Source organism: Cytobacillus sp. EB106-05-05-XG126 (assembly GCF_058791715.1).
This window is the reverse complement of record NZ_JBYTDU010000001.1, coordinates 1642555-1668979: the sequence shown is the minus strand read 5'-3', so window position 1 is coordinate 1668979 and position 26425 is coordinate 1642555. Positions and strand designations below refer to the sequence as shown.

Genomic DNA, 26425 nt, shown 5'->3' with positions numbered 1-26425 from the left:
TCAACTAACAATCAGTGGGGAAAAGAAAACCCCCCACTGATTGAAGTTTCACTTTATCGCAGTCTAACGGGCAGTAAAACCCCACTTCAAGACTCAGCGGAACCAAAGGTGATAAGGGGGTCAAACTGCCCGTAAAGGCCCGATTGGTTCAACTAACAATCAGTGGGGAAAAGAAAACCCCCCACTGATTGAAGTTTCACTTTATCGCAGTCTAACGGGCAGTAAGACCCCACTTCAAGACTCAGAGGAATCAATTGAGATAAGCGGGGGTCAAACTGCCCGTAAAGGCCCGATTGGTTCAACTAACAATTAGCGGGGAAAAAGCACTCCCCACTAATTGAAGTTTCACTTTATACTGACCAGTTTTATTAAATAAGGGAATAGTTTGCTCTGTTTTAACATGAGAGGAATGGTAAAGATGGAATTACATAAACTGCTGCGATTTTTACAGCCTTATATGACATATAAAGGGGAAAACCCTGAAATCACAGCGATTGTTAACGATAACCGGAAAGTTCTGCCTGGAAGTCTGTTTATTTGCATTGAGGGCTATACGGTGGATGGCCATGACTTTGCAGCTTCTGCTGCCGAAAAAGGCGCAGCAGCGATAGTGGCCCAAAAAGAGCTGGACTTAGATATCCCGGTTATAGTAGTTAATAATACAAAACGGGCGATGGCCGTGCTGGCTGATGCTTTTTATGGACAGCCGAGCAAGCAGCTTCATTTAATTGGCATAACAGGGACCAATGGCAAAACAACAACAAGTCATTTAATTGAAAAGATTCTTGCAGACGCAGGAAGGAAGACCGGCTTAATTGGCACGATGTATACGAAGATTGCCGATGAAACTTTTGAAGTGAAAAATACTACTCCTGAAAGCCTGACTTTGCAAAGCACATTTAGAAAAATGGCAGATGCAGGTGTGGATTCAGCTGTAATGGAAGTGTCTTCTCATGCACTTGTTGAAGGCCGTGTTCATGGCTGTGATTTTAATATAGCCGTATTTACGAACCTGACACAGGATCACCTGGATTATCATAAAACGATGGATGAATACAGGAGAGCAAAAGGGCTGTTGTTTGCCCAGCTTGGAAGCGCCTATAATCATGGAGAACCGAAGTATGCCATTTTAAATTCAGATGACCCTGCCTCCGCAGAATATGAAAAAGCGACAGCTGCTCATGTCATTTCCTACGGAATTGATCAGGAAGCTGATCTGCGGGCTGTTAATATTCAAATGACTGCTGCCGGTACGGAATTTGACTTAATTTCCCCATTCGGGAAGCATAAAGTTTCTTTAAAAATGATAGGAAAGTTCAGCATCTATAATGTACTGGCAAGTATTGGTGCTGGTATCGCTGCAGGCATATCAATCTCTCAAATCATTAAATCTGCAGAAGAAGTTAAAGGAGTTGCCGGCAGATTTGAAACCGTAGATGCAGGCCAGGATTTTTCTGTGATTGTTGATTATTCGCATACACCGGACAGTCTGAAAAATGCGCTGGAAACGGTAAAGCAATTTGCCCTGAAGCGCATTTTCGCCATCGTGGGCTGCGGAGGAGACAGAGACAGATCCAAACGTCCGTTAATGGCAGAAATTGCATGCCAGTACAGTACAGACCCAATTTTCACTTCAGATAATCCGAGAAGTGAAGATCCAATCCAAATCCTGAGAGATATGGAAGAGGGAGTAAAAGAAGAAAGTTATAAAATAATCGTCGATCGAAAAGAAGCCATTCACTATGCGGTGAAAAATGCCAGTGCAGGAGACGTTATCTTAATAGCAGGAAAAGGTCATGAGACCTATCAGATAGTAGGCAGCCATGTTTTTGACTTTGATGACCGTCTGGTGGCAAAAGAGGCTATAGAGGAGCGATAAAATGTATTTGACGTATCAGGATTTAGCGGAATTGTTTCCGGCTGCCAAAGGAATAAAGGATCATGAGCTGGAATTTCATACCGTGGCATCGTCCTCTTCTGACCTGCAGCCAAAAGGAATTTATATTCCTTACGAGGAAGACGGAAATCTGAAGGAAGCTATTGAAAGAGGGGCTGTTGCTGCAATCTGGAATGAGAATGCCGAGACGCCGTCATACACCCCAAATCATTTCCCTATTTTTTATACAAACGACTTAACGAAAGGCTTAAAGGATATCATGGAATTATATATTAATAAATTAAGTAAAGCAGAAGAAAAGATGAACACAACTAATTTTCTTATTTCGAATGAAGAAAGTCTTAAAGAAAAAGAAACAACATATGATATTGCTGTAATGGCTGCAAGATTAGCGGAAACTGCGGGTAATGCCAAACGCGAAAGGAGGGGATAAGTATGATGGAGCAAGTTATTTTTTTCACAATATTGGCAGGTTTTTTAATTACGGTATTGCTGTCTCCCATATTTATTCCCTTCCTGAGAAGGTTAAAATTTGGGCAAAGCATCCGTGAAGAAGGCCCGAAATCCCATATGAAGAAGACAGGTACTCCGACAATGGGCGGGATTATGATTCTTCTTTCCGTCACGGTGACCACTTTATTTATGACCAGTAAATTTTCACAGCCTGCAGTAGAAACATATTTGCTGCTTCTGGTTACCCTGGGGTTTGGACTCCTCGGTTTCCTGGATGATTTTATTAAAGTGGTTTTGAAGCGTAATTTAGGCCTGACTTCAAAACAGAAGCTTCTGGGCCAGATTATTATTTCAGTGATTTTTTATTTTGTTTATAAGCAGAATGACTTTTCAACAGAGGTACATATTCCGCTGACAGATATTTCGATTGATTTGGGCTGGGGGTATGTTTTATTTATTATTATCTGGCTGGTCGGATTCTCAAATGCTGTCAATCTGACAGATGGACTTGATGGACTTGTATCCGGGACTGCCGCAATCGCTTTTGGAGCATTTGCAGTACTGGCCTGGAATCAATCCCAATTTGAAGTATCCATTTTTTCTGTAGCAGTAGTTGGAGCAGTATTGGGTTTCCTTGTCTTTAACGCCCATCCTGCAAAGGTGTTTATGGGAGACACGGGCTCACTGGCTCTTGGCGGTGCTATTGCGACCATAGCCATCCTGACAAAACTTGAAATCATCCTGATTATTATCGGCGGGGTTTTTGTTATTGAAACATTATCTGTTATTCTACAGGTGGCCTCCTTTAAAACCACCGGCAGACGGATTTTCCGCATGAGCCCGCTTCACCATCATTATGAATTGGTAGGCTGGTCAGAATGGCGGGTTGTTGTTACGTTCTGGACGGTTGGGTTATTGTTTGCAATCTTAGGAATTTATATTGAGGTGTGGGTGTAAGTGAAAGAAGTCAATCGCTATAGACATAAGAAAATATTAGTACTGGGGCTGGCGAAAAGCGGAGTGAGTGCAGCTTCCCTTTTACATAAGCTTGGAGCATTTGTGACTGTTAATGATTATAAGCCGCTTGCAGAAAATCCTGAAGCACAAGGACTGCTTGAGCAGGGGATTACAGTTATTTGCGGTGGCCATCCCATTGAACTTCTTGAAGAGGGGTTTGAGCTGATTGTAAAAAATCCCGGTATACCTTATCATAATCCAATGATAAAAGGAGCCCTTGAAAAGGGCATACCGGTTATTACAGAAGTGGAGCTTGCCTATCAGGTTTCTGAAGCTCCTTTTATTGCGATTACTGGCACTAATGGAAAAACGACAACGACTACACTTGTGTTTGAAATGCTTCAGGCAGGGAGCAAGATGCCGCTGATAGCTGGAAATATTGGTACAGTAGCTTCAGAAGTTGCGCAGGATGCCGCGGAAGAAAACAATATCGTGATTGAGCTTTCATCGTTTCAGCTGATGGGCATTCAGGATTTCAGGCCGAGAATTGCCATTTTAACCAATTTATATGATGCCCATTTGGATTACCATGGCACAAGAGAAGATTACCATGCAGCCAAAGCAAACATAACGATGAATCAGACTGAACAGGATTATTTCATTGTCAATGCCGACCAGGATAAAGTAATGGAATGTGCTGCCCGGTCAAAGGCTCAGATCATTCCTTTTTCGACTTCCAAAGTCCTGTCTGAAGGTGCATATGTTAAAGATGGCTGGATTTATTTTAATGATGAACAAGTGATGGAAAGAAAAGATGTATCATTGCCAGGAGAGCACAACCTTGAGAATATCCTTTCGTCAGTGGCTGCTGCCAAGCTGACGGGAGTCGGGAATGAAGCCATCAGCCGGATTCTGGGCTCGTTTACAGGTGTAAAGCACCGCCTGCAATATGTTGGGGAATATCAAAATAGGAAATTTTATAATGATTCTAAAGCAACGAACATCCTTGCAACTAAGAATGCAGTCGCAGCATTTGATCAGCCTGTTCTTCTTCTTGCAGGAGGTCTTGACCGCGGAAATAGCTTTGATGAACTTATTCCATCTCTTAAAAAGGTAAAGGCACTGGTAACCTTTGGCCAAACTGCTGAAAAGATTGAAAAAGCAGCAATGGAAGCGGGAATAAAAACAATTGAGCGTGTCGATAATGTTGAAAACGCCGTACCAGCAGCCTTCAAGCTTTCGGAGCCGGGAGATGTGATTCTGCTTTCTCCTGCCTGTGCAAGCTGGGACCAATATAAAACTTTTGAGGTTCGGGGAGACATGTTTATAGATGCGGTGCATAAACTTAGTTAAGGGCTTGTCTGCGGGACTAAGAAACTTTCAGCAAAGGCATTCATCTTCCTCGTGTGGCATTTGGAGCTATAAAAAAGAAACAATAGACTGCCTATAAGCGGGTAAGCTTATTTCGGCAGGGCTTATTGTTCTACTTGACAGCCCTAAAACTTGCATTCGAGGTGTTTTCGTTGCCGGCTAAAAAAACCACTCCCGATTTTATATTAATGATCGTCACTTTAACGCTGCTTGCTGTAGGATTGACTATGGTATACAGTGCCAGTGCAATTTGGGCAGATTATAAATTTGACGATTCTTTCTTTTTTGCGAAAAGGCAAATGCTTTTTGCCGGAGTCGGAATTATTGCGATGTTTTTTATTATGAATGTGGATTACTGGACCTGGAGAACTTGGGCAAAAGTGTTAATTATCATCTGTTTTGTGCTTTTGATATTGGTGCTGGTTCCGGGCGTAGGCAATGTGCGAAACGGTTCCAGGAGCTGGATTGGCGTTGGTGCATTTTCCATACAGCCTTCGGAGTTTATGAAGCTTGCCATGATTGTGTTTATGGCAAAATTCCTCTCCGAAAAACAAAAGCTGATCACTTCTTTCCGAAAAGGTCTTGTACCATCTTTAGGGCTGGTGTTTCTAGCATTTGGATTAATTATGCTGCAGCCTGATTTAGGGACTGGAACTGTAATGGTGGGTACCTGTGTTGTCATGATTTTCATTGCAGGGGCCAGAATCAGCCACTTTGTCTGGTTTGCCGCTGCAGGTCTGGCCGGATTTGTGGCACTGGTTCTGTCAGCCCCTTACAGAATAAAAAGGATTACATCCTTTCTTGACCCATGGGAGGACCCGCTCGGAAGCGGTTTCCAGATTATCCAATCCTTATATGCAATTGGTCCTGGAGGGCTGTTCGGCCTTGGTCTGGGTCAGAGCAGACAAAAGTTTTTCTATCTTCCTGAACCGCAGACAGATTTCATTTTTGCCATTTTAGCTGAGGAACTTGGGTTTATTGGCGGATCTTTTGTCATATTGTTATTTGCCCTTCTCTTATGGCGAGGCATCCGTATAGCTCTTGGCGCCCCTGATTTATATGGGAGTTTTTTGGCTGTTGGGATTATAGCAATGGTCGCTATTCAGGTAATGATCAATATCGGGGTTGTAACAGGTCTAATGCCTGTTACGGGCATCACGCTTCCATTTCTGAGCTACGGGGGATCTTCCCTGACACTGATGCTAATGGCTATAGGGGTTCTGCTTAATATTAGCAGATATGCAAGGTACTAGCGCATTTATAACATGCATTTTAGGAAACCCTGTGAAGCAGGGTTTCTTTTTTGGAAGCAATAACAAATCCGGCACGCTAAATTATCAAACTTCTTTGCAATTTTGCACATTATTACATTTCTTTAACATTATGATGTTCGTTCCTATCTATTTGTTTTGAATATAGTAGAATAGGGAAATGAGGGGGAGTGTTTGCACTCCAACGTGCTGTGGCCCTTTATAAATATTAACCGAGGGCTTAACAAATGAATACTATAGATTATTACTCTTTTATGAGGTGAAAGAATGAAAATTGCTGTTAGCGGCGGAGGAACTGGCGGTCATATATATCCGGCACTTGCGCTTATAAGACAAATTCAGAAAGAACATAAGGATGCTGAATTTTTATATATTGGAACTGAAAAAGGGCTTGAAAACACGATTGTGAATCGTGAAAATATCCCATTTAAATCAATACATATAACCGGTTTTAAAAGAAAAATCTCTTTGGATAATGTGAAAACTGTCTTAAGGTTCCTGAAAGGCGTTCGTGACAGCAAAAAGATGCTTAAGGAATTTAAGGCAGATGTTGTCATCGGTACAGGCGGATATGTATGCGGACCTGTTGTATATGCTGCTTCCAAGCTTGGGATCCCAACCATTATTCATGAGCAAAACAGCGTCCCTGGATTAACCAATAAATTCTTAAGCAGATATGTAGATAAAATTGCAGTTTGTTTTGAAGAAGCAAAGGCTTTTTTTCCGGAAACTAAAACCGTTATGACAGGGAATCCGCGTGCATCAGAGGTTTTGGGACAGGATGGAATAAGGGGAAGGCTATCTGCAGGATTAAAGACAGGAGTTCCTGCTGTGTTAATTTTTGGCGGCAGCAGAGGAGCAAGGCCAATAAATGATGCAGTATTAAAAACATTGGCTGAGCTTGGTGAAAAGCCATATCAGGTTCTTTATATTACAGGTGATGTGCACTATGATGATGTGCAAAAAGAAGTAGAGCTTGTGGGAAATCCTGAAAACGTAATAATCAAACCATTTATTCACAATATGCCAGAAGTGCTGGCCGGAGCCAGCCTTGTCGTATCACGTGCAGGAGCCACCACATTGGCAGAAATAACTTCTTTAGGCATTCCAAGCATATTAATCCCAAGCCCGTATGTAACAAATAACCACCAGGAGAAAAATGCAAGAGCGCTTAGTGACCATGGTGCTGCAGAGCTATTGCTTGAAAAAGAATTAACAGGCAAAAAACTTATTGATAGCATTGACCGAATTATTCTCGATAAAGATAAAATGGATAGTATGAAGGAAGCTTCTAGAAAACTTGGAATCCGGGATGCATCAAATAGACTTTACAAATTAATGGCAGAATTGGTTTCAGATAGCGGAAAGTAGCCCTGAATCGTTAATTTGCATAGAATAAATAAATTTAGGTTGAAATCAATAGAAAGGGAGGTAAATATGGACGGATTTATCAGCAAACTTAGAGAATTAAACATTGGAACAATCAAAGAAAATGAACCAATGGCTAATCATACAACAATGAAGATTGGCGGTCCCGCCGATTTGTTTATTGAGCCTTCTTCCATAGAAAACCTGTCAAAAGCGATGGAATTGATCCGTCAATTTGAATTGAACTGGAGAGCGATTGGAAGAGGATCGAATCTGCTCGTATCTGATGGCGGCATAGAAGGCGTGGTCATTAAATTGGGCCGCGGCATGGACCACATGGATCTTAATGGAACAGAGCTGAAAGCTGGCGGCGGTTATTCATTGGTAGCTCTCTCCACCATAATCAGTAAAAAAGGCTTGTCAGGACTTGAGTTTGCCAGCGGGATTCCCGGGTCGGTAGGCGGAGCAGTTTATATGAACGCTGGTGCTCACGGTTCAGATATTTCGCAAATTCTGACCAAGGCACATGTTCTTTTTGAGGATGGGAAAATGGGCTGGCTCACGAATGAAGAAATGGAATTTTCTTATAGAACCTCCGTTCTTCAAAAGAAGCGTCCAGGAATTGTTCTTGAGGCCGTTTTTCAGCTTACAGAGGGAGACCGGGAAAAAATATCCTCCGCTATGCAAAAGAATAAAGATTACAGGAAGGATACTCAGCCTTGGAACTTCCCATGTGCAGGCAGTATTTTCCGTAACCCGCTCCCTGAATATGCCGGTCAGCTCATTGAGAAAGCCGGCTTGAAAGGCCACTCCATTGGAGGTGCTCAAATTTCCAATATGCATGGGAATTTCATCGTGAATGCAGGAGATGCAAAAGCGGAAGATGTCCTGGCGCTTATTCAGCATATTAAGGATACAATCTTTGATATGTACGGAGTAAAAATGGAGACAGAAGTGGAAATAATCGGTCGAAAGTAACGGGAAATAATACCTCACAGATACCATTTATTGTGATATAATGATTAATTAGATAACAGTATATGCAGTGTTAACGGCATGTTTCACATGCCGTTCTCTTCCCTAATTTTTAATTGCATAAATTGTGCTGGACAAGCCATTTGATTAATTTAATTTATTGTCCTTGCGCTTTTCTTGATGGGGTGATAAATATGGAGAAAAGTAAGGTTGTCTCGCTTGAGGATCGAATCCCGAAGCTTAAGCAGCAAAGAAAAAAGAAAGCGAACAGAAGGCTGATCTTTTTGCTGCTGCTTTTTTTCTCGCTGATTGTTTTAGTTATCTACTTTCAATCGCCCTTAAGCCATATTAAACAAATTAAAGTATCCGGCAATTCAATTTATGATAAAGAAGAAATTATCCAAATCAGCGGTGTTACTGAAAAAACAAATATTTGGAAGGTTGATGAAGAGGGTATGGAGGGTAAGCTTAAAGAGCTGCCTGAAATAAAATCTTCAACTGTTAAGATTCAGCTGCCAAGCACAATCATTATTCAGGTAGATGAATTAAAGCGCATTGCCTACATAGCGAAAGAGAAGCACTACCTTCCTGTGATGGAGAATGGGAGCATATTAAAGGATGAAAAAGCTGCAGAGATCCCTGTTAACGCACCAATCCTAAATGGCTTTTCTGAGGGTGACATCCTTGATATGATGATCGGAGAACTGGAAACACTGCCCGAAGAGGTATTAAATTCAATTTCAGAAGTCCACCACACTCCAAAAAAGACAGATTCCAATCATATTACTTTGTATATGAATGATGGTTTTGAAGTCAGCGCTACACTAAGAAGTTTTTCAGAAAAAATGGCACACTACCCTTCTATCATAAGCCAGCTGGATCCCGAAAAAAAGGGAGTCATTGACTTGGAAGTAGGCTCTTATTTTAAAGCTTATGAAAAAGAGGGAGCTGAAGAGATTGAAGAAGAAAATGAAGGTGAAGGGTAATCATGTAATATTCTCCCTGGTCTTTCTCGTTCTGGGTTACATGATGGCTTTTTCCTATCACCTTACACAGGGAGAAGAAGAAAAGCCGGCATTAAGCGGGAAGCAATGGGAAAGAGACCTGGAGCTCCGTAATCAGCTTGTTGAACTGGAGGAAAAAAACAGAGCTCTTCAAAAAGAATTAAATCAAAAGCAGGAAAACGTTCTTGATATTGAAAAGGAGCTTTCACAGGAAGCACAGGTTTATTTTAATCTAGCCGAGGATGCTGAAAAGTACCGGATGCATCTTGGAAAAGTTAAAGTAAAGGGCCCGGGTGTTGAAGTTACTCTTGCAGATGGCGATTATGATCCTGATGAAGATAACATTAATAATTATATTGTACATGAACACCATGTCTTTAAAGTAATTAATGAGCTCTATATTTCCGGTGCTTCTGCAGTTGCCATAAACGGGCAGAGGCTGTCGCATAGTTCATATATTGTATGCAATGGACCTGTGATAGAAGTAGACGGCTATCAGCATCCTGCCCCTTTTGTCATTACTGCCATTGGTGATGCCGAAGTTCTTTCGTCAGCTCTGAATCTCACAGGCGGGGTGAAAGATACATTGGTAGATGAAAACATCCAATTCACTTTAGAGGAAAAGGGCGAAATTATCATTGAACCATTACTGGGTTCGTAAAGCCAAACCAGCATTCGTATAAAATTTGTCCACAGAATAATTTATTCGGGAAAGCAAGGTGGAATTAAAGTGGACAGCAAAAAGAAGTTAAGCTTTACCTTTATAACAGTTGTAATTGGCTTTATGATTGCCATACAGTTTCAAACAGTTAAGGAACCGGCTGTCCGTGATACGAGAGATACGTGGGAGCTTAGAGCTGACATCCTTAAAGAAAAAGAACTGCAATTAAAACTTTTGCGTGAAATCAGTTCAAACGAAGAAAAAATTGCCCAATATGAAACAAAGCGCAAACAAAGCAAAGAACAAGTGCTTCGTGAGACGCTGAAGGAATTAAAAATGGAAGCCGGATTAAGTGAAGTGACAGGACCTGGCATAATCTTAACCATAGAACCGGTACATGAGGAGCTGCTCCTGGGCAAGCAGGCTGATTCTGTTTCCCCTGATTTACTTAAGCGGCTGGTAAACGAGTTAAATATGTATGATGCCATGCACATATCTATTGGAGGCAGAAGGGTCATCAACACTACCGTCATAAGGGACATTAACAGGGAGACCATGATAGACGGTTATGCCTTAAAATCCTTGCCTATTGAAGTGAAAGTAATCACTGAGAATGTTCAATCTGCAGAGAAGCTTTTTAACCGCATGCAGGTATCAAAATCTGCAGAAGAATTCTTCATTGACAATCTTCGGGTAAAGGTGGAAAAGTCTGCAGAGCCAATTACTGTTCCTGCATATGACGAGGCGTTGAGAATCAGATATATGGAGCCTGTGAAACCTGATGAAGGAGGCAAATCATAATGTGGCTTCCCGTTTTAGGATTGATCATAGGTGTGATACTTGGACTTATGACAGATATAAAAGTGCCGGATGAATACTCGAATTATCTGTCCATTGCTGTTCTTGCTGCATTGGATACTCTATTCGGCGGGATTCGGGCGCAGCTTCAAAACATTTATGATGAGAAAGTTTTCGTTTCCGGTTTCTTTTTTAACATCCTGCTGGCAGCAAGTTTAGCTTTTCTGGGTGTGCATCTTGGTGTAGACTTGTATTTAGCAGCAGTATTTGCTTTTGGGGTCAGGCTATTCCAGAATATTGCGGTCATCAGAAGAATATTAATTGCAAAATGGTCTCAAAACAGAGAAAAAACAGAAAAAAATGATATTTAAAAAAGGGAAAATATTAGTTTTGACGAATAATTTTATAGATAAACTAACTTATTAAAACAAATAACAGCAAAAAATTATTGTTGTTCAATATTCGGAATAGCAAAAAAAGGAGGTGCCAGAGAATGAACAGCAATGAAATATATGTTAGTCTTGACATCGGTACATCCAGTGTAAAAGTAATCATTGGGGAAATGGTCAATGACTCTTTAAATATTATTGGTGTTGGCAATGTACATTCAGAGGGGCTGCGCAAGGGCTCTATTGTTGATATAGACGAAACAGTTCATTCTATTAAAAAGGCAATCGAACAGGCTGAGAGAATGATAGGTATGGAAATAAAAAATGTGATTGTGGGAATAACAGGCAATCATGTTATGCTTCAGCCATCCCATGGTGTTGTCGCGGTCTCTAGTGAAAATAGGGAAATAACAGACGAGGATGTTGCTAGAGTTATAGATGCGGCACAAGTTGTATCGATCCCGCCGGAAAGGGATATCATTGATGTCATTCCAAAACAGTTTATTGTCGACGGATTGGACGAAATCAGTGATCCCCGAGGAATGATTGGTGTGCGTCTGGAAATGGAAGGCACCATTATTACCGGATCAAAAACGATTTTACATAACACACTGCGCTGTGTGGAACGCGCTGGCCTTGAAATCATGGATATTACACTACAGCCTCTGGCGGCAGGTGCATTCGCATTATCCAAGGATGAGAAAAATCTTGGAGTTGCACTTGTTGATATTGGCGGCGGCTCCACAACCATTGCCATATTCGAAAATGGTTATTTAAAGGCAACCAGTGTCCTTCCTGTAGGTGGAGACCATATTACAAAAGACTTGTCAATCGGACTCCGTACTTCTACAGAAGATGCAGAAAAAATTAAAACAAAGTATGGCTATGCGTTCTATGATCATGCATCCGAAGATGAGGTATTCAGTGTACCCATCATCGGAAGTGATCAGCATCAGCAATTTAATCAGCTGGAGATTTCAGATATTATAGAAGCGCGAATGGAGGAGATTTTTGATCTTATCCAGCACGAAGTGAAACGTCTTGGTGCAAAAGATCTTCCTGGCGGCTATGTATTATCTGGTGGTGTTGCGAACACTCAGGGGATCCTTGAACTGGCACAGGATGTTTTCCAAAACAGAGTCCGCATTGCAATTCCAGATTATATTGGAGTAAGGGAACCGCAGTACACAACTGCAGTTGGATTGATTAAGTTCGCATATAAGAATGCTAAAATACAGGGCAGAAAAATGGAGCAGCCAGTGACTGTCCCTGAAGCAAAAGAAAACCGAGTGCAAAAACCGCAACCGCAACCAAAAACAAAGCCGGAAAAACAGCCGGAAGAAAAGATCACATCAAGAGTTAAAAAGTTCCTCGGATACTTTTTCGAATAACTTGATTTGATTCGCAAGGGTTAGGGAAACGGAATCGAAAGCCATACGGCGGATAGAAAAAGCACTGCAGCCCCATTATGGGAGTGCGTTAAAAAGCGAATCAAATAAGGGTGTTCTTAGGAATGTCGACGAATTAGGAGGATAAGTCATGTTGGAATTTGATACAAATTTGGATTCATTAGCAACTATAAAAGTCATCGGCGTTGGAGGCGGCGGTAACAATGCAGTAAACAGAATGATTGAGCATGGTGTTCAAGGTGTCGAGTTTATTGCAGTTAACACGGATGCACAGGCGCTGAATTTATCAAAAGCAGAAGTGAAAATGCAAATCGGAGGCAAGCTTACAAGAGGGCTTGGGGCTGGTGCCAACCCTGAGGTAGGCAAAAAAGCAGCAGAAGAAAGTAAAGAGCAGGTAGAAGAAGCACTTAAAGGTGCGGATATGGTATTTGTTACTGCTGGTATGGGAGGAGGAACTGGAACCGGAGCGGCTCCAGTAATTGCCCAGATTGCACGCGATTTAGGTGCTCTTACTGTCGGTGTTGTTACGCGCCCTTTCACCTTTGAAGGCCGCAAGCGTTCCACTCAGGCAGCCGGCGGAATTGCTGCTATGAAGGAAGCGGTTGATACACTGATTGTGATTCCAAACGACAGGCTATTAGAAATCGTTGATAAAAGCACTCCAATGCTTGAAGCATTCCGCGAAGCGGATAATGTTCTTCGCCAGGGTGTTCAGGGTATTTCCGATTTAATCGCTGTCCCGGGATTAATTAACCTTGACTTTGCAGATGTGAAGACAATCATGTCAAATAAAGGTTCAGCCCTAATGGGAATTGGTGTTGCTGCAGGAGAAAACCGTGCAGCAGAAGCCGCGAAAAAGGCGATTTCATCTCCTTTACTCGAGACATCCATTGATGGCGCACAAGGCGTCTTAATGAATATTACCGGCGGGTCGAATCTAAGCCTTTATGAAGTACAGGAAGCTGCTGATATTGTTGCTTCGGCATCAGATCAGGACGTAAATATGATCTTCGGTTCTGTTATAAATGAAAATCTTAAAGATGAGATCGTAGTGACGGTCATTGCAACGGGATTTAATGAAGAAGTGATCCAGCCAAAGCCTATGAGGCCATCATTTGGACAGCCTAAGTCTGCTCCAAATATGGGAACAGCTATGAAGCGTGAGCCAAAGAGAGAGGAAGCTCCACAGGAAACTGTAAGAAGCAGCCAATCTCATCAGCCGGAAGAAACGTTGGATATCCCGACGTTCCTTCGCAATCGTAACCGCAGAAGATAATATATGAATGAAAAAACACCTGGAATCAGCTCGATTCCAGGTGTTTTTTACAATTGTCATGAAAGTTTTTACACATTTAAGCACGGCTCAAAGTGATGAGCCATGCTTATTAAATTTTTAAACTGATTGAGTTTCCTTTAATTGCATTGATGGCCCGAAGAATTCATAGCGGATATTTTCCTTTTTAAAACCTGCACCAAGTAATGCTTCATACATAGCCTGCATGAAAGGAACTGGACCGCACATATAAACCATACTTTCTTTATTCGGCACGATTGTTTTTAACCACTCAGTAGTAATATAGCCTTCTTTGCTGTATACTTTTTCTGTTTTATCTCTATCTGTTGGCTTTTCATAGCAGAAATATGTTTTAACTAAGGGATTATTCTTTTCAATCTCCTGAACTTCACCGGTAAATGCATGTACATTTCCATTAAGTGCAGCATGAACAAAAATAGTTTCATGATTTACTCCTGCTGCATCAAGATGACGCAGCATGCTGTGCATTGGTGTAATGCCTACCCCGCCGCTAAGCAGAACCACAGGCTTATCCACATTCTCCAGAACAAATTCTCCAGCAGGAGCACTAATCTCTATCTGATCGCCTTCGTTAAGATTATTATGAAGATAGCTGGAAACCTTTCCGTCCGGCTTTTCAGAGTAGCCTTCTTCTTTCTTAACAGAAATCCGGTAATAAGATTTTTCCGGGGAATCAGACAGGCTGTATTGGCGAATATGTGTGTATTCTTCACCTGGAATCGTTAATTTCACACTAATATATTGACCCGGAAGGTAACCGGAAATATTTCCTCCATCAGCCGGTGTAAAGTAGAAGGATGTAATCACATCACTTTCTTTCACCTTTTTAGCCACAGTGAAAGTTCTGAAGTCATCCCAGCCTCCTGGCTTATGTGCTGCGTCCTCATAAAGGTTTTTTTCCAATCCGATGAATGCATCAGCTATCACACCATATGCTTTAACCCACGCATCAATAATTTCTTCAGTTGCTGCCTCCTGCAGTACTTCCTTAATTGCAAGAATTAAGTGTTCTCCCACAATTGGATAATGTTCAGGTTTAATTCCTAATGATCTGTGTTTATGTGCGATTTGTGTGACAACCGGAATAATAGCTTCGAGGTTATCGATATATTTTGCCGCAGCATATACTGAATTTGCAAGTGCTTTTTGCTGACGGCCCTGTTTTTGATTAGCGTGATTGAAAATGTTCAGCAGTTCAGGGTGATTTGTAAACATCAGTTTATAGAAGGTTTTCGTAATATCTTCACCATGTTTTTCAAGTACAGGTACAGTGCTTTTAATAATTTCGATTGTTTTTGTGTCTAGCATATCAGCAAAACTCCTTTTTAATATTTTCACTGTCATTATAGTTGATAATGAAAACGAAAAATGTGATATAAATCACACCCAGTGAAAATAGGAGGGGCAATGAATAGAAAAATAATGACAAAATCCGTTGGGAATAGGGAAAATTTCTATCTTTTTGCATACAGAAAGCGACACACTTTCTTTACTGAAATGCGCTATACTTTTTTCTAACAGAATCAACGCACTTTAACTATATGAGAGAATTGGAACATCACGTCAATCTATCAGATTCTGATTTTATCGCAGTCTAACGGACAGTAAAACCCATGCTTCAAGACTAAGCGGAATCAACGGAGGAAAAGTGGGGGTCAAACTGCCCGTATAGGCCCGATTGGTTAAACTAACAATCAGCGGGGGATAAAGAAAACCCCCACTGATTGAAGTTTCACTTTATAAAGGAGGAAGATAATTGACGGTCTATTTGGATGTTATCTGGGCATTGAATTTTATGTTTGACAGCCTGCTCCTTTATTTAACAGCCATAATTCTAAAAAGAGAAACTGGATTATGGAGGATTTTTGCGGGCGGCTTCATAGGATCCATCATTATTTTATTAGCATTTACACCTTTTAATGAATATTCAGGTCATCCGTTCACTAAGCTGCTATTCTCGATTGTAATGGTACTGGCTGTTTTCGGCTTTAAGCGTTTGCAATATTTTGTAAAAGCTCTCATGACTTTTTATTTTGCTACTTTTTTAGTTGGAGGCTCCTTAATAGGAATTCATTATTTTATCAATTTTGATTTTAAGCTTTCTTCATCTGTCATGATGGCCAGTATTAAAGGCTTTGGTGATCCAATCAGCTGGCTGTTCGTGGTTATTGGGTTTCCTCTTGCCTGGCATTTTTCAAAGAGAAATGTTGAGGGAATTGAGATGACAAAAATTCAGTATGACTCTTTAATCCTGGTGCGTGTTGTGATCAATGAAACTGAATATTGTTTCAAAGGCCTGATTGACAGCGGCAACCAGCTATACGATCCCATTTCAAAAATGCCTGTTATGTTCATATCCATAAAAGACAGGCTTGATGAGTTTCCGGCTGAAATTAGTAAAATGGCAGGAAACCCGGAGGATATCATTATGGGCAGCGAGTCAATTGGAGTGGATTGGGAGCATAAAATGAGGGTCATTCCATGTAAGGTTGTTGGACAAGAACACCAATTAATCATAGGGTTCAAGCCTGACCGGATTCTCTTTGAAAAAGAGAATGAAATAATTGAAGCAGAACGCGGATTAATTTCATTTTCCATGCAGCAGCTTTCATCAGACGATTCGTTTCAGTGCATCGTACACCCCAAGATGCTTACAGGCAGAAGTACAATGAAGCCGGATGCAAAAGTAAGTTAATATACTATACTCTGCACGAACTTAATTTAGAAGGAGGACAATTCATGAATAAGTTAAAACTTCGCTTATCCTACTATTGGTATAAATTGTTGATTAAGCTGGGGATCAAAACAGATGAAGTATATTATATAGGCGGCAGCGAAGCATTACCTCCTCCACTTAGTAAGGAAGAAGAAGAAATGCTCCTGATTAAGCTTCCAAAAGGAGATAAAGCGGCAAGATCCATCTTAATTGAAAGAAATCTTCGTCTTGTTGTGTATATTGCCAGGAAGTTTGAAAATACAGGCATTAATATAGAGGACCTAATCAGTATTGGAACGATTGGGCTTATTAAAGCGGTAAATACATTTAACCCGGAGAAAAAAATCAAACTGGCTACATATGCATCACGCTGTATTGAGAATGAAATTCTCATGTATTTAAGAAGGAACAATAAAATTCGTTCTGAAGTTTCATTTGATGAACCACTAAATATTGATTGGGATGGCAATGAACTTCTTCTATCTGATGTTCTGGGCACTGAGGATGATATTATTACGAAAGATCTCGAAGCAAATGTTGATAAAAAGCTGCTGTTAAAGGCATTGCATCAGCTTTCAGATCGTGAAAAACAGATCATGGAGCTCAGGTTCGGCCTCGGATCAGGTGAAGAAAAAACTCAAAAGGATGTGGCGGATATGCTGGGAATTTCCCAGTCCTATATTTCACGCCTGGAAAAAAGAATAATAAAAAGACTTAAAAAAGAATTTAATAAGATGGTTTAGAAGTTTAAAGCCCGGAATATTTTTTACAAAATTTTGCAAGGTGAAAACCTAGTGTTAATGATGCTTTGACCAATTCCCCATCCGGAAGCCCGATTAGCCGGTGCATATTTTTCCTTTCCAAGGAGATACTGTTTTTTGTACAGCAGCTCCTGTGAGGAGGGAAATGGATTGACTCGAAATAAAGTAGAAATTTGCGGTGTTGATACTTCAAAGCTTCCAGTTTTAAAAAACGAAGAAATGAGAGAGCTCTTCAAGCAAATGCATAAGGGGGATATAACCGCACGGGAAAAACTCGTCAACGGCAATTTGCGCCTCGTATTGAGTGTGATTCAGCGTTTTAACAACAGAGGCGAATTTGTTGATGACCTTTTCCAGGTCGGCTGTATCGGTCTGATGAAATCTATTGATAATTTTGATTTAAGTCAAAACGTTAAGTTTTCCACCTATGCCGTTCCGATGATTATTGGAGAAATACGCAGGTATCTGCGTGATAATAATCCGATCCGTGTTTCTCGTTCTTTAAGGGACATTGCTTATAAAGCTCTGCAAGTAAGGGAACGTCTCATGAGTAAAACATCCAGGGAACCTACGGCTGAAGAAATAGCTAAAGAGCTGGATGTGCCTCATGAAGAAATCGTTTTTGCATTGGATGCCATCCAGGATCCTGTTTCCTTATTTGAGCCGATTTATAATGATGGCGGGGATCCAATTTATGTGATGGATCAGCTTAGCGATGAACGGAACAAAGATATTCAATGGATTGAGGAAATAGCGCTCAAAGAGGGAATGAGAAGACTGAATGAACGGGAAAAACTAATTCTCAGAAAACGCTTCTTCCAGGGCAAGACTCAAATGGAAGTGGCAGAGGAAATCGGCATTTCCCAGGCACAAGTTTCAAGGCTTGAAAAAGCTGCCATCAAACAAATGAATAAAAATATTCAAAGCTAGCAGCCAATTTGGCTGCTTTTTATATTTACTGAACATTTTTCTTGTAGAAGCAAACATATATTAAATAAGAACATAAATTGGGAGTGAAGTGTCGATGGTGAAAATATCTGAATTTCAAATGAAGGATGTTGTAAATGTAGCTGACGGCAAAAAGCTTGGAAATATTGGGGATATAGATATTAATATTAATACAGGAAAAATTGAAGCGGTCATTATCGGAGGAGCGGGGAAAGTATTAGGCTTCTTTGGCAGAGACGCAGATATTGTCATTCCCTGGAAAAATATCATAAAAATCGGTGAAGATGTCATACTTGTCCGCTATCAGGATGCGATTGAGCCGAAATATATAGAGGATGAAGCCTAAGAGTTGTTAATGGTGTCATCACGGCCTGCCTTGTGGTAAACTATAGAAAAATAAAATGGGGTTAATCGCATGGAACCATTTTCTTTAAAAAAGGAAGAGTATTTTGTCATAAAAAAGTGGGCGGATCGTTTTCCTAATATAATGGCTGGTTTTACAACAAAAAATGGCGGCTTCAGCCGCAATCAATATGAAACTCTAAATGCAGGATTACATGTAAATGACAGCTATGAAGCAGTCAGCCAAAATCGGCAGCATGTGGCTGACTTGCTTGGCTTTTCAATTGAAAATTGGGTTGGCGCTGAACAAACACATGATGTAAATATAAAAAAAGTTACTGAAAATGATAAAGGAAAAGGTGCTCTTGTTTATGAGGATTCCTTTTCAGGTACCGACGGCTTTTTCACATATTCTAAAGATGTCCTGATGACCCTATGTTATGCCGATTGTGTGCCCCTTTATTTCCTGCATGAAAAGACAGGAGCCATAGGCATTGCCCACGCCGGCTGGAAAGGCACTGTTGGCGGGATTGGCAGGAATATGGCTGAACTGTTTGCAGGTGAAGGCATAGACTTAAGAGAGGTCCAAGCCGTGATTGGCCCTTCCATTTGCGGAAACTGTTATATTGTTGATGATCGTGTTATTTCAAAAGTGCAAAAAATACTAGAAGATGTCGATATAAAGCCATATAATCAAATTAGTGACAATCAATTCCAGCTTGACCTAAAAGAACTAAATAGGAAAATCCTTTTAAACGCAGGGATTCCACATGAAAATATCATAATGACTGATTTTTGCACAAGCTGTCATGCAGACTATTTTTTCTCCCACCGAAGAGATAGGGGGAATACCGGCAGGATGATGAGTTTTATTGGCTGGAAGGAGGAAGCAGGGAACTAAATGAGAGTAGAGGAAAATTTAAATCAAATAGAGACTGCTATCCACGAAGCGTGCATAAAGGCGAACCGCAAGCGGGAAGAAATTACCGTAATTGCTGTTACTAAGTACGTTTCAGCGGAAAGGGCACAGGAAGCCTTTGAAGCAGGTATTCATCATTTAGGTGAAAACAGGGATGAAGGACTTCTTGCTAAATGGGAAGTTTTAGAGGACAGGCCAACCTGGCATTTTATCGGAACACTGCAAACGCGCAAAGTAAAAAATATTATAGATAAAGTTGACTATATTCATTCACTGGACAGGCTATCCCTTGCGAAGGAAATCGACAAGCGGGCGGATCGAAAGATAAATTGCTTTGTACAGGTCAATGTCTCAGGCGAAGCGTCGAAACAGGGAATAAATCCTGAAGAGGCAGGTGACTTTATTTCAAGCCTGGCTGATTATAAAAATCTCAATATCATTGGCCTGATGACAATGGCGCCACATACATCAGACAAGGATTTGCTGCGTGCCTGTTTCCGGAAGCTCAAGGACCTTCAAAAACAGGTTAAAGATCAGGGATTTGATTTTGCTCCTTGCACTGAGCTTTCAATGGGCATGTCCAATGATTTTTCCCTGGCAATTGAAGAAGGTGCCACAATGGTTAGGATTGGGACAGCTTTAGTAGGTCAAGAGGGTCAGGAGGTTTAATAAAATGAGTATAAAATCAAAGTTTAAAACATTTTTCTTCCTGGATGATGAATATGACTATAAGGAAGAGGAAATCATCGAAGAAGAAAGAGAGCCGGTGAAGCAGGTGCAGAAACAGCAGCAGCCAGTTCAAAAACAGAACATTGTCAGCCTTCAAAGTGTGCAGAAATCTTCTAAAGTAGTTCTTGTTGAACCGCGGGTATACGCAGAAGCGCAGGATATTGCGGATCAGCTGAAGAACAGAAGAGCTGTTGTAGTCAATCTGCAGAGAATAGAAAAAGATCAGGCAAAGCGCATTGTTGACTTCCTAAGCGGAACCGTTTATGCCATCGGCGGAGACATTCAGAAGATTGGTACTGATATTTTCTTGTGTACACCTGACAATGTTGAAGTATCCGGGAACATCTCTCAGCTGATGAAAGAACAAGAATTAGAAAATACGAGGTGGTAGCACTTAATGGAATTAGTATTTGGAATATTGTCATCTGCAATTTATTATTACTCATGGGCACTGATTATTTATATTCTGCTGTCCTGGTTCCCTAATGCAAGGGAATCGGCTTTTGGCCAATTTCTGGCAAGGATCTGTGAACCGTACCTTGAGCCTTTCCGCAAAATCATTCCGCCGCTTGGAATGATTGATATTTCTCCGATTGTGGCTATCTTAGTTTTGCGATTTGCCACAGGAGGCTTGCAGCAGCTTTTTTATTGGATTTCATAAGACTGACAAAACTGGGCTATCAAAATGGCCCTTTTTTATTTGTGTAAAAGGAGGCCCGCAAAAATTTGTCTATTTATCAGCACTTCCGGCCGGAAGAAAGAGAATTTATTGACCAGGTCCTTAACTGGAAAAATCTTGTGGAAAATACATATGCACCAAAGCTTACTGATTTTCTTGATCCAAGGGAGCAGCAAATCCTAAAAAGCATCATAGGACAGGATTCGGGAATCTTATTTGCTTTATTTGGCGGAACAACAGGTGCTGAGAGAAAGAGAGCACTGATATTTCCGGATTATTATGAAAGCGATGAAGAAGATTTTAAAATTCGGCTGTTTGAATTGGACTATCCAAAGAAGTTTGTTACCATTGAACACCCGCAAGTCCTCGGCAGCCTGATGTCACTGGGACTAAAAAGAGGAAAGTTTGGTGATATCCTATTTGAAGAGGACAGAATCCAGTTTTTTGCAGCTCAAGAAATTGAAGAGTACATCAGCCTGCAGCTGCAGTCCATTGGCAGAGCGACAGTATCTTTGAAAAAACAGCCTTTTTCTCAGGTGATTCAATCATCAGAAGTGTGGAAAGAAAGCTCCATCACTTCTTCATCCCTGAGGTTGGACACAGTCATCTCAGCCATCTACAACATCTCAAGACAGAAATCCCAGCTCTATATCCAACAGGGGCTCGTTAAAGTCAATTGGATACAAATTGAAAACCCCTCATTTGAATGTCAGCAAAGCGACATCATCTCAGTCAGGGGCCAAGGCCGATCCAAAATCATAGAAATAGATGGGAAAACAAAAAAGGACAAATGGAGAATAATTGCCGGAAGGCAGAGGTAGTAAATCAGGATAGGGTTTTAACAAGCCTATATTGAGACTGTTTTTTTAGTTTATTGTTAAAATGCAACATATGGCTAATCTGCTGAGTAGATCCTCGCTATGGGCACTTGATCCTCGTAATGCTGAAGCATTTCCTTCGTGCGGTGTTCATTCGAGGAAGCTTATTCAATGTCCTGCGGGAGCCAGCGCGACAGGTGAGACTCCACAGGTGCAAAGTGCCGAGGAGGCTCACCGCCCGCCCCGCGGAAAGTAAGTGTCCGCAGTGGAAATCAACGGGCAACATTTAAGAGCCAAAAATAATTAAAAGAGAGTTAAAAGAATTAATTTTATTTGAAGGATTTTGAAACAACCTGTCGAATAAATAATCAAAAGACAGCGGAGTCTGCTATAATTAAATAGAACCAGCAGGCTCGAATAAATGTACATAAGATCAACAGACCTGGGAGGTGGCACTAATGCCATTAACACCGTTAGATATTCATAACAAGGAATTCAGCAAAGGATTCCGAGGTTATGACGAAGATGAAGTGAACGAATTCCTCGACCAAATCATAAAAGACTATGAAATCCTGATCAGGGAAAAAAAAGAGCTAGAAGAAAAGCTCAATGAAACGAATGACCGCATTGGCCACTTTACCACAATTGAAGAAACACTTAATAAATCTATTGTGGTTGCACAGGAAGCAGCAGAAGAAGTAAAACGCAATGCTCACAAAGAAGCAAAGCTTATCATTAAAGAAGCTGAAAAAAATGCTGACAGGATAGTGAATGAATCCCTATCCAAAGCAAGAAAAATCGCATTGGATATTGAGGATTTAAAGAAACAGTCCAAGGTATTCCGAACACGCTTCAAAATGCTTGTTGAAGCACAGCTTGATATGCTGAATAACGATGATTGGGATCACTTAATGGAATATAAGCTGGACTCCACTGAACTCAAATCATTAAGAGAAGAAGAAGAATCACTGGCTTGACGAAAGCTGGAAATATCGCATATAATTTTAAAACAAAGTAAATACAATGTTTATCAACAATGAGAGGGACAGTACAGTCTTTTCAATAGCTTATGTTCAGAGCGGCATACTCACTCTGTAAGCGAGCCGGGGATGGTGGAAGCCCGGGTATAAGCAAAAGCTGGAAAATCACCCTTGAGTTCCTTGCCGAACGTTAAGCAATCAGTAGGCCAAGGCGGATCATTCACGTTAAGAATGCTTTGAGCGGATGAAATTTCATTATATTTCATCTACAAGGGTGGTACCGCGGGAGAATAAAACCTTCTCGTCCCTTTTTGGGATGAGAGGGTTTTTTGTATTTTCCCGAGGTTTTTCTAAGCTCTCATTGGCTATCATGGTATTTAATGAGTTACAAACAGGAGGAAAAGGAATGGATTACAAAGATAGTTTATTAATGCCAAAAACTGAATTCCCAATGCGCGGCAATCTTCCAAAGCGCGAACCTGAAATCCAGGCGAAATGGGAAGAGATGAACATTTATGAAAAGGTCCAGGAACGGACAAAAGGCCGTCCGATGTTTGTTCTGCATGATGGCCCTCCATATGCAAATGGCGACATCCACATCGGCCATGCGCTGAACAAGATCTTAAAGGATTTCATCGTCCGCTCTAAGTCGATGACTGGCTATAATGCTCCTTATGTTCCTGGCTGGGATACACATGGTCTGCCAATTGAGCAGGCGCTGACAAACAAAGGCGTAAAGCGTAAAGAAATGAGTGTTGCTGAATTCCGCGAGCTATGTGAAGAATACGCATATGAGCAGATCGACAGCCAGCGCGGACAATTTAAGCGCTTAGGTGTCCGCGGTGATTGGGAGAACCCATACATCACACTTAAGCCGGAATATGAAGCCCAGCAAATTAAGGTTTTTGGGGAGATGGCAAAAAAAGGCTATATCTATAAAGGCAAAAAGCCTGTTTATTGGTCTCCGTCATCTGAATCAGCTTTGGCAGAAGCGGAAATTGAATATAAAGACAAACGTTCGCCATCCATTTATGTTGCATTTAAAGTAAAAGATGGCAAAGAAGTATTGGATCAAGATACTCATATCGTCATTTGGACTACAACTCCATGGACCATTCCGGCAAACCTTGGAATTTCAGTTCATCCGGACCTTTCTTATAGTGTAGTTGAGGCAAACGGCAAAAAGTTTATGGTTGCAGAAGATTTATTGGCAGCTGTTGCTAAAGAGTTCGAATGGGAAGGTTATCAAGTTGTCCAGACGGTTAAGGGGACTGACCTTGAGAATGTAATTGCTGAACATCCGCTTTATGGCCGTGATTCTCTTGTCATGCTGGGTGAGCATGTTACAACTGATGCCGGTACAGGATGTGTTCATACTGCTCCCGGACATGGGGAAGATGATTTCCAAGTCGGCATGAAGTATGGGCTTGACGTATTATGCCCGGTAGATGATAAAGGAAACATGACAAATGAAGCTCCCGGCTTTGAAGGGTTATTCTATGATGCAGCCAATAAGCCGATTACTGAGAAACTTGAGGAAGCAGGAGCATTATTAAAACTGACTTTTATTACGCACTCTTATCCGCATGACTGGAGAACGAAAAAGCCTGTTATTTTCCGTGCTACTGCCCAATGGTTTGCATCCATTAAGGATTTCCGCAATGAGCTTTTGGAAGCTGTTAAGGAAACAAATTGGTATCCTGCATGGGGTGAGACCAGACTTTTTAATATGGTCCGGGATCGCGGAGATTGGTGCATCTCCCGCCAGCGTGTATGGGGAGTGCCTATTCCGGTCTTTTATGCGGAAAATGGCGAAGAAATTATCACAGATGAGACGATTGAACATGTTTCAAATCTTTTCCGTGAACACGGTTCAAACATCTGGTTCGAGAAAGAAGCGAAAGAATTGCTTCCTGAAGGTTTTACACATCCAGGAAGCCCGAATGGCCAGTTTTCAAAAGAAACGGATATCATGGATGTTTGGTTTGATTCCGGTTCTTCCCACCAGGCAGTTCTTTTAGAGCGCGATGATTTACAGCGTCCAGCAGATCTATACCTTGAAGGTTCTGACCAATACAGAGGCTGGTTTAACTCTTCACTTTCAACTGCGGTAGCAGTGACAGGGAAAGCGCCCTACAAAGGAGTGTTGAGCCACGGTTTCACACTTGATGGTGAAGGAAGGAAAATGAGTAAATCCATCGGAAATGTAGTTGTTCCGGCAAAAGTTATGAACCAGCTTGGTGCGGACATTTTGCGTTTATGGGTGGCTTCAGTTGATTATCAGGCTGATGTCCGGGTATCTGATGCAATTCTGAAGCAGGTTGCTGAAGTGTATAGAAAGATTCGCAATACTTTCCGTTTCTTGCTTGGAAATCTGGATGATTTTAATCCAGCAGCAGACTTGGTATCCTTTGAGAATCTGCGTGAAGTAGATCAGTTTATGCTAGTGAAGCTGAACAAGCTAATCAAGAGTGTTCGCGAGTCCTATGATCGCTATGAATTTGCCAGCATCTACCACGCTGTCAACAATTTCTGCACATTGGACCTTAGTGCATTTTACCTTGATTTTGCAAAAGATGTCCTTTATATTGAAGCAAAAGATAATGCAGAACGCCGTGCAATCCAAACTGTTCTCTATGAGAGCCTGATTGCTCTTACGAAGCTTGTTGCACCTATTCTTTCCCATACATCCGATGAAGTTTGGAGCTTTATACCGAATGTGAAAGAAGAAAGTGTTCAATTAACAGATATGCCTGAATATACAGAGCTTCCGAACGCGAAGCAGCTGGAAGATAAATGGACTGCATTCATGAAGCTTCGCAATGATGTCCTTAAGGCATTGGAAGAAGCACGTAATGAGAAGGTGATCGGCAAATCACTTACTGCTAAAGTAACCCTTTATGTAAATGATCAAGCCAAGAGCCTTCTGGATTCAATTCAGGAAAATCTTCAGCAGCTCTTTATCGTATCTGGATTCGAAGTAGCAGGAAGCCTTTCAGATGCTCCAGAAAATGCCGTGAAATTTGAAAACACTGCTATTGTTGTTTCCAAAGCAGAAGGCGAAACATGCGACCGCTGCTGGACAGTCACTCCAGAAGTTGGCAAGACAGAAGGATATGACACGCTTTGCCCTCGCTGTGCTGATGTTGTAAAAAATAATTATAGCCACTTGGCTTAAATACCGGCAGTCCCTCAAATATTGGGGGACTGTTTTTAATTAACTTCTTCAAATCCTTTTTATAAATAATTCCACCTTCACTAAATGTTGTGCCGTTTGCTAAAAGTTTGTCCGTGTCTGAAATCCGTTCCGAGAAAATAATAAAGTAAACATCTCAGAACGGAGGAAAAAGCATGGATGCAAAAGCAGAAGGGCTATATACAGAACTCCGTAATACAAGACAGGAAATATTAGAAAAGCTTATGGAAGGCAACAGTTCCCCTTTGATAAAGCCTATTTTATTGGAAGAGCTATATGATATTGAACAAACACTTGCCAAAATTGAATCAGGAAAATTTGGAAAGTGTGAAATTTCGGGTGAGCTCCTGCCGGAAGATTTGCTGCAGATGATTCCTACTTTAAAAACAATGGAGGATTGCAGCAGACTGGGGGATTTCTACAGAAAGTCTATTTTCCACTGAGTTTAAGCGTGTGCTGTGTTTTTTAT

General features: G+C 41.1%; 26 protein-coding genes and 1 other annotated feature. Of the genes, 25 read left to right on the top strand and 1 reads right to left on the bottom strand.

The window, feature by feature from the left end; translation table 11 throughout:
* Positions 1-418 precede the first annotated feature (418 nt).
* The 13 genes from AC3WTL_RS08225 to ftsZ all read left to right on the top strand — a co-directional run bounded on the left by AC3WTL_RS08225 (position 419) and on the right by ftsZ (position 13829).
* Positions 419-1879, top strand: coding sequence for a UDP-N-acetylmuramoyl-L-alanyl-D-glutamate--2,6-diaminopimelate ligase (locus tag AC3WTL_RS08225; protein ID WP_252221439.1), 1461 nt, complete (start codon positions 419-421; stop codon positions 1877-1879).
* 1 nt (position 1880) lies between these two features.
* Positions 1881-2330, top strand: coding sequence for a hypothetical protein (locus tag AC3WTL_RS08220; protein WP_076255620.1), 450 nt, complete (start codon positions 1881-1883; stop codon positions 2328-2330).
* Between the two features lie 2 nt (positions 2331-2332).
* Positions 2333-3307, top strand: a complete 975-nt coding sequence (gene mraY, locus AC3WTL_RS08215) for a phospho-N-acetylmuramoyl-pentapeptide-transferase (RefSeq protein ID WP_252221441.1) — start codon at positions 2333-2335, stop codon at positions 3305-3307.
* Positions 3308-4660 carry a UDP-N-acetylmuramoyl-L-alanine--D-glutamate ligase gene (murD, locus tag AC3WTL_RS08210; protein ID WP_252221443.1) on the top strand — a complete coding sequence of 451 codons (1353 nt, stop codon included), beginning with the start codon at positions 3308-3310 and terminating at the stop codon, positions 4658-4660. It begins immediately after the preceding gene.
* Positions 4661-4830: 170 nt separating this feature from the next.
* On the top strand, positions 4831-5931 hold the full coding sequence (spoVE, locus tag AC3WTL_RS08205; protein WP_252222342.1) for a stage V sporulation protein E: 1101 nt from the start codon (positions 4831-4833) through the stop codon (positions 5929-5931).
* Between the two features lie 285 nt (positions 5932-6216).
* Entirely contained in the window at positions 6217-7320 is a 1104-nt protein-coding gene (gene murG / locus AC3WTL_RS08200; RefSeq protein ID WP_252221444.1) for an undecaprenyldiphospho-muramoylpentapeptide beta-N-acetylglucosaminyltransferase, read from the top strand.
* 66 nt (positions 7321-7386) lie between these two features.
* The gene (murB, locus tag AC3WTL_RS08195; RefSeq protein WP_252221445.1) at positions 7387-8295 is read left to right on the top strand and encodes a UDP-N-acetylmuramate dehydrogenase; all 909 of its coding nucleotides are present in this window, start codon (positions 7387-7389) and stop codon (positions 8293-8295) included.
* 191 nt (positions 8296-8486) lie between these two features.
* Positions 8487-9278, top strand: coding sequence for a cell division protein FtsQ/DivIB (locus tag AC3WTL_RS08190; RefSeq protein ID WP_252221446.1), 792 nt, complete (start codon positions 8487-8489; stop codon positions 9276-9278).
* The gene (locus AC3WTL_RS08185) at positions 9226-9957 is read left to right on the top strand and encodes a DUF881 domain-containing protein (RefSeq protein ID WP_076255633.1); all 732 of its coding nucleotides are present in this window, start codon (positions 9226-9228) and stop codon (positions 9955-9957) included. Before AC3WTL_RS08190 ends, AC3WTL_RS08185 begins: the two co-directional genes overlap by 53 nt.
* 69 nt (positions 9958-10026) lie before the next feature.
* Positions 10027-10758 carry a DUF881 domain-containing protein gene (locus AC3WTL_RS08180; protein ID WP_076255636.1) on the top strand — a complete coding sequence of 244 codons (732 nt, stop codon included), beginning with the start codon at positions 10027-10029 and terminating at the stop codon, positions 10756-10758.
* On the top strand, positions 10758-11126 hold the full coding sequence (locus AC3WTL_RS08175) for a small basic family protein (protein WP_019381715.1): 369 nt from the start codon (positions 10758-10760) through the stop codon (positions 11124-11126). The genes AC3WTL_RS08180 and AC3WTL_RS08175 overlap by 1 nt, the downstream gene beginning before the upstream one ends.
* Before the next feature lie 122 nt (positions 11127-11248).
* Entirely contained in the window at positions 11249-12535 is a 1287-nt protein-coding gene (gene ftsA / locus AC3WTL_RS08170; RefSeq protein ID WP_035328805.1) for a cell division protein FtsA, read from the top strand.
* Positions 12536-12683: 148 nt separating this feature from the next.
* The gene (gene ftsZ / locus AC3WTL_RS08165) at positions 12684-13829 is read left to right on the top strand and encodes a cell division protein FtsZ (RefSeq protein ID WP_076255640.1); all 1146 of its coding nucleotides are present in this window, start codon (positions 12684-12686) and stop codon (positions 13827-13829) included.
* A gap of 117 nt (positions 13830-13946) precedes the next feature.
* On the opposite strand, the gene hmpA is transcribed toward ftsZ, so the two are convergent.
* On the bottom strand, positions 13947-15176 hold the full coding sequence (hmpA, locus tag AC3WTL_RS08160; RefSeq protein WP_252221448.1) for an NO-inducible flavohemoprotein: 1230 nt from the start codon (positions 15174-15176) through the stop codon (positions 13947-13949).
* A gap of 448 nt (positions 15177-15624) precedes the next feature.
* Between hmpA and spoIIGA the strand changes: the two genes are divergently transcribed.
* The 12 genes from spoIIGA (at position 15625) to AC3WTL_RS08100 (ending at position 26399) form a co-directional block, all read left to right on the top strand.
* On the top strand, positions 15625-16563 hold the full coding sequence (spoIIGA, locus tag AC3WTL_RS08155) for a sigma-E processing peptidase SpoIIGA (protein WP_248346883.1): 939 nt from the start codon (positions 15625-15627) through the stop codon (positions 16561-16563).
* A gap of 44 nt (positions 16564-16607) precedes the next feature.
* Positions 16608-17327, top strand: coding sequence for an RNA polymerase sporulation sigma factor SigE (gene sigE, locus AC3WTL_RS08150; RefSeq protein ID WP_048007900.1), 720 nt, complete (start codon positions 16608-16610; stop codon positions 17325-17327).
* Between the two features lie 168 nt (positions 17328-17495).
* Positions 17496-18275, top strand: a complete 780-nt coding sequence (gene sigG / locus AC3WTL_RS08145; RefSeq protein WP_026041699.1) for an RNA polymerase sporulation sigma factor SigG — start codon at positions 17496-17498, stop codon at positions 18273-18275.
* Positions 18276-18369: 94 nt separating this feature from the next.
* A complete protein-coding gene (locus AC3WTL_RS08140) occupies positions 18370-18639 on the top strand; it encodes a YlmC/YmxH family sporulation protein (protein ID WP_095242286.1) in 270 nt (89 codons plus the stop codon).
* 69 nt (positions 18640-18708) lie between these two features.
* The gene (gene pgeF / locus AC3WTL_RS08135; RefSeq protein WP_048007902.1) at positions 18709-19536 is read left to right on the top strand and encodes a peptidoglycan editing factor PgeF; all 828 of its coding nucleotides are present in this window, start codon (positions 18709-18711) and stop codon (positions 19534-19536) included.
* Positions 19537-20223, top strand: coding sequence for a YggS family pyridoxal phosphate-dependent enzyme (locus tag AC3WTL_RS08130; RefSeq protein ID WP_159344832.1), 687 nt, complete (start codon positions 19537-19539; stop codon positions 20221-20223).
* Positions 20224-20227: 4 nt separating this feature from the next.
* Positions 20228-20674: a cell division protein SepF gene (locus AC3WTL_RS08125; protein ID WP_048007904.1), complete on the top strand. Its 447-nt coding sequence runs from the start codon at positions 20228-20230 to the stop codon at positions 20672-20674.
* Positions 20675-20680: 6 nt separating this feature from the next.
* A complete protein-coding gene (locus AC3WTL_RS08120) occupies positions 20681-20944 on the top strand; it encodes a YggT family protein (protein WP_009330847.1) in 264 nt (87 codons plus the stop codon).
* A 65-nt stretch (positions 20945-21009) separates the two neighbouring features.
* Entirely contained in the window at positions 21010-21783 is a 774-nt protein-coding gene (locus AC3WTL_RS08115) for a YlmH family RNA-binding protein (protein ID WP_492369276.1), read from the top strand.
* 455 nt (positions 21784-22238) lie between these two features.
* Positions 22239-22757, top strand: coding sequence for a DivIVA domain-containing protein (locus AC3WTL_RS08110; protein WP_048007906.1), 519 nt, complete (start codon positions 22239-22241; stop codon positions 22755-22757).
* 50 nt (positions 22758-22807) lie between these two features.
* Positions 22808-23072, top strand: a binding site (T-box leader).
* Between the two features lie 94 nt (positions 23073-23166).
* On the top strand, positions 23167-25938 hold the full coding sequence (ileS, locus tag AC3WTL_RS08105) for an isoleucine--tRNA ligase (RefSeq protein WP_248346886.1): 2772 nt from the start codon (positions 23167-23169) through the stop codon (positions 25936-25938).
* Between the two features lie 173 nt (positions 25939-26111).
* Positions 26112-26399, top strand: a complete 288-nt coding sequence (locus AC3WTL_RS08100) for a hypothetical protein (protein WP_492369275.1) — start codon at positions 26112-26114, stop codon at positions 26397-26399.
* Positions 26400-26425 lie beyond the last annotated feature (26 nt).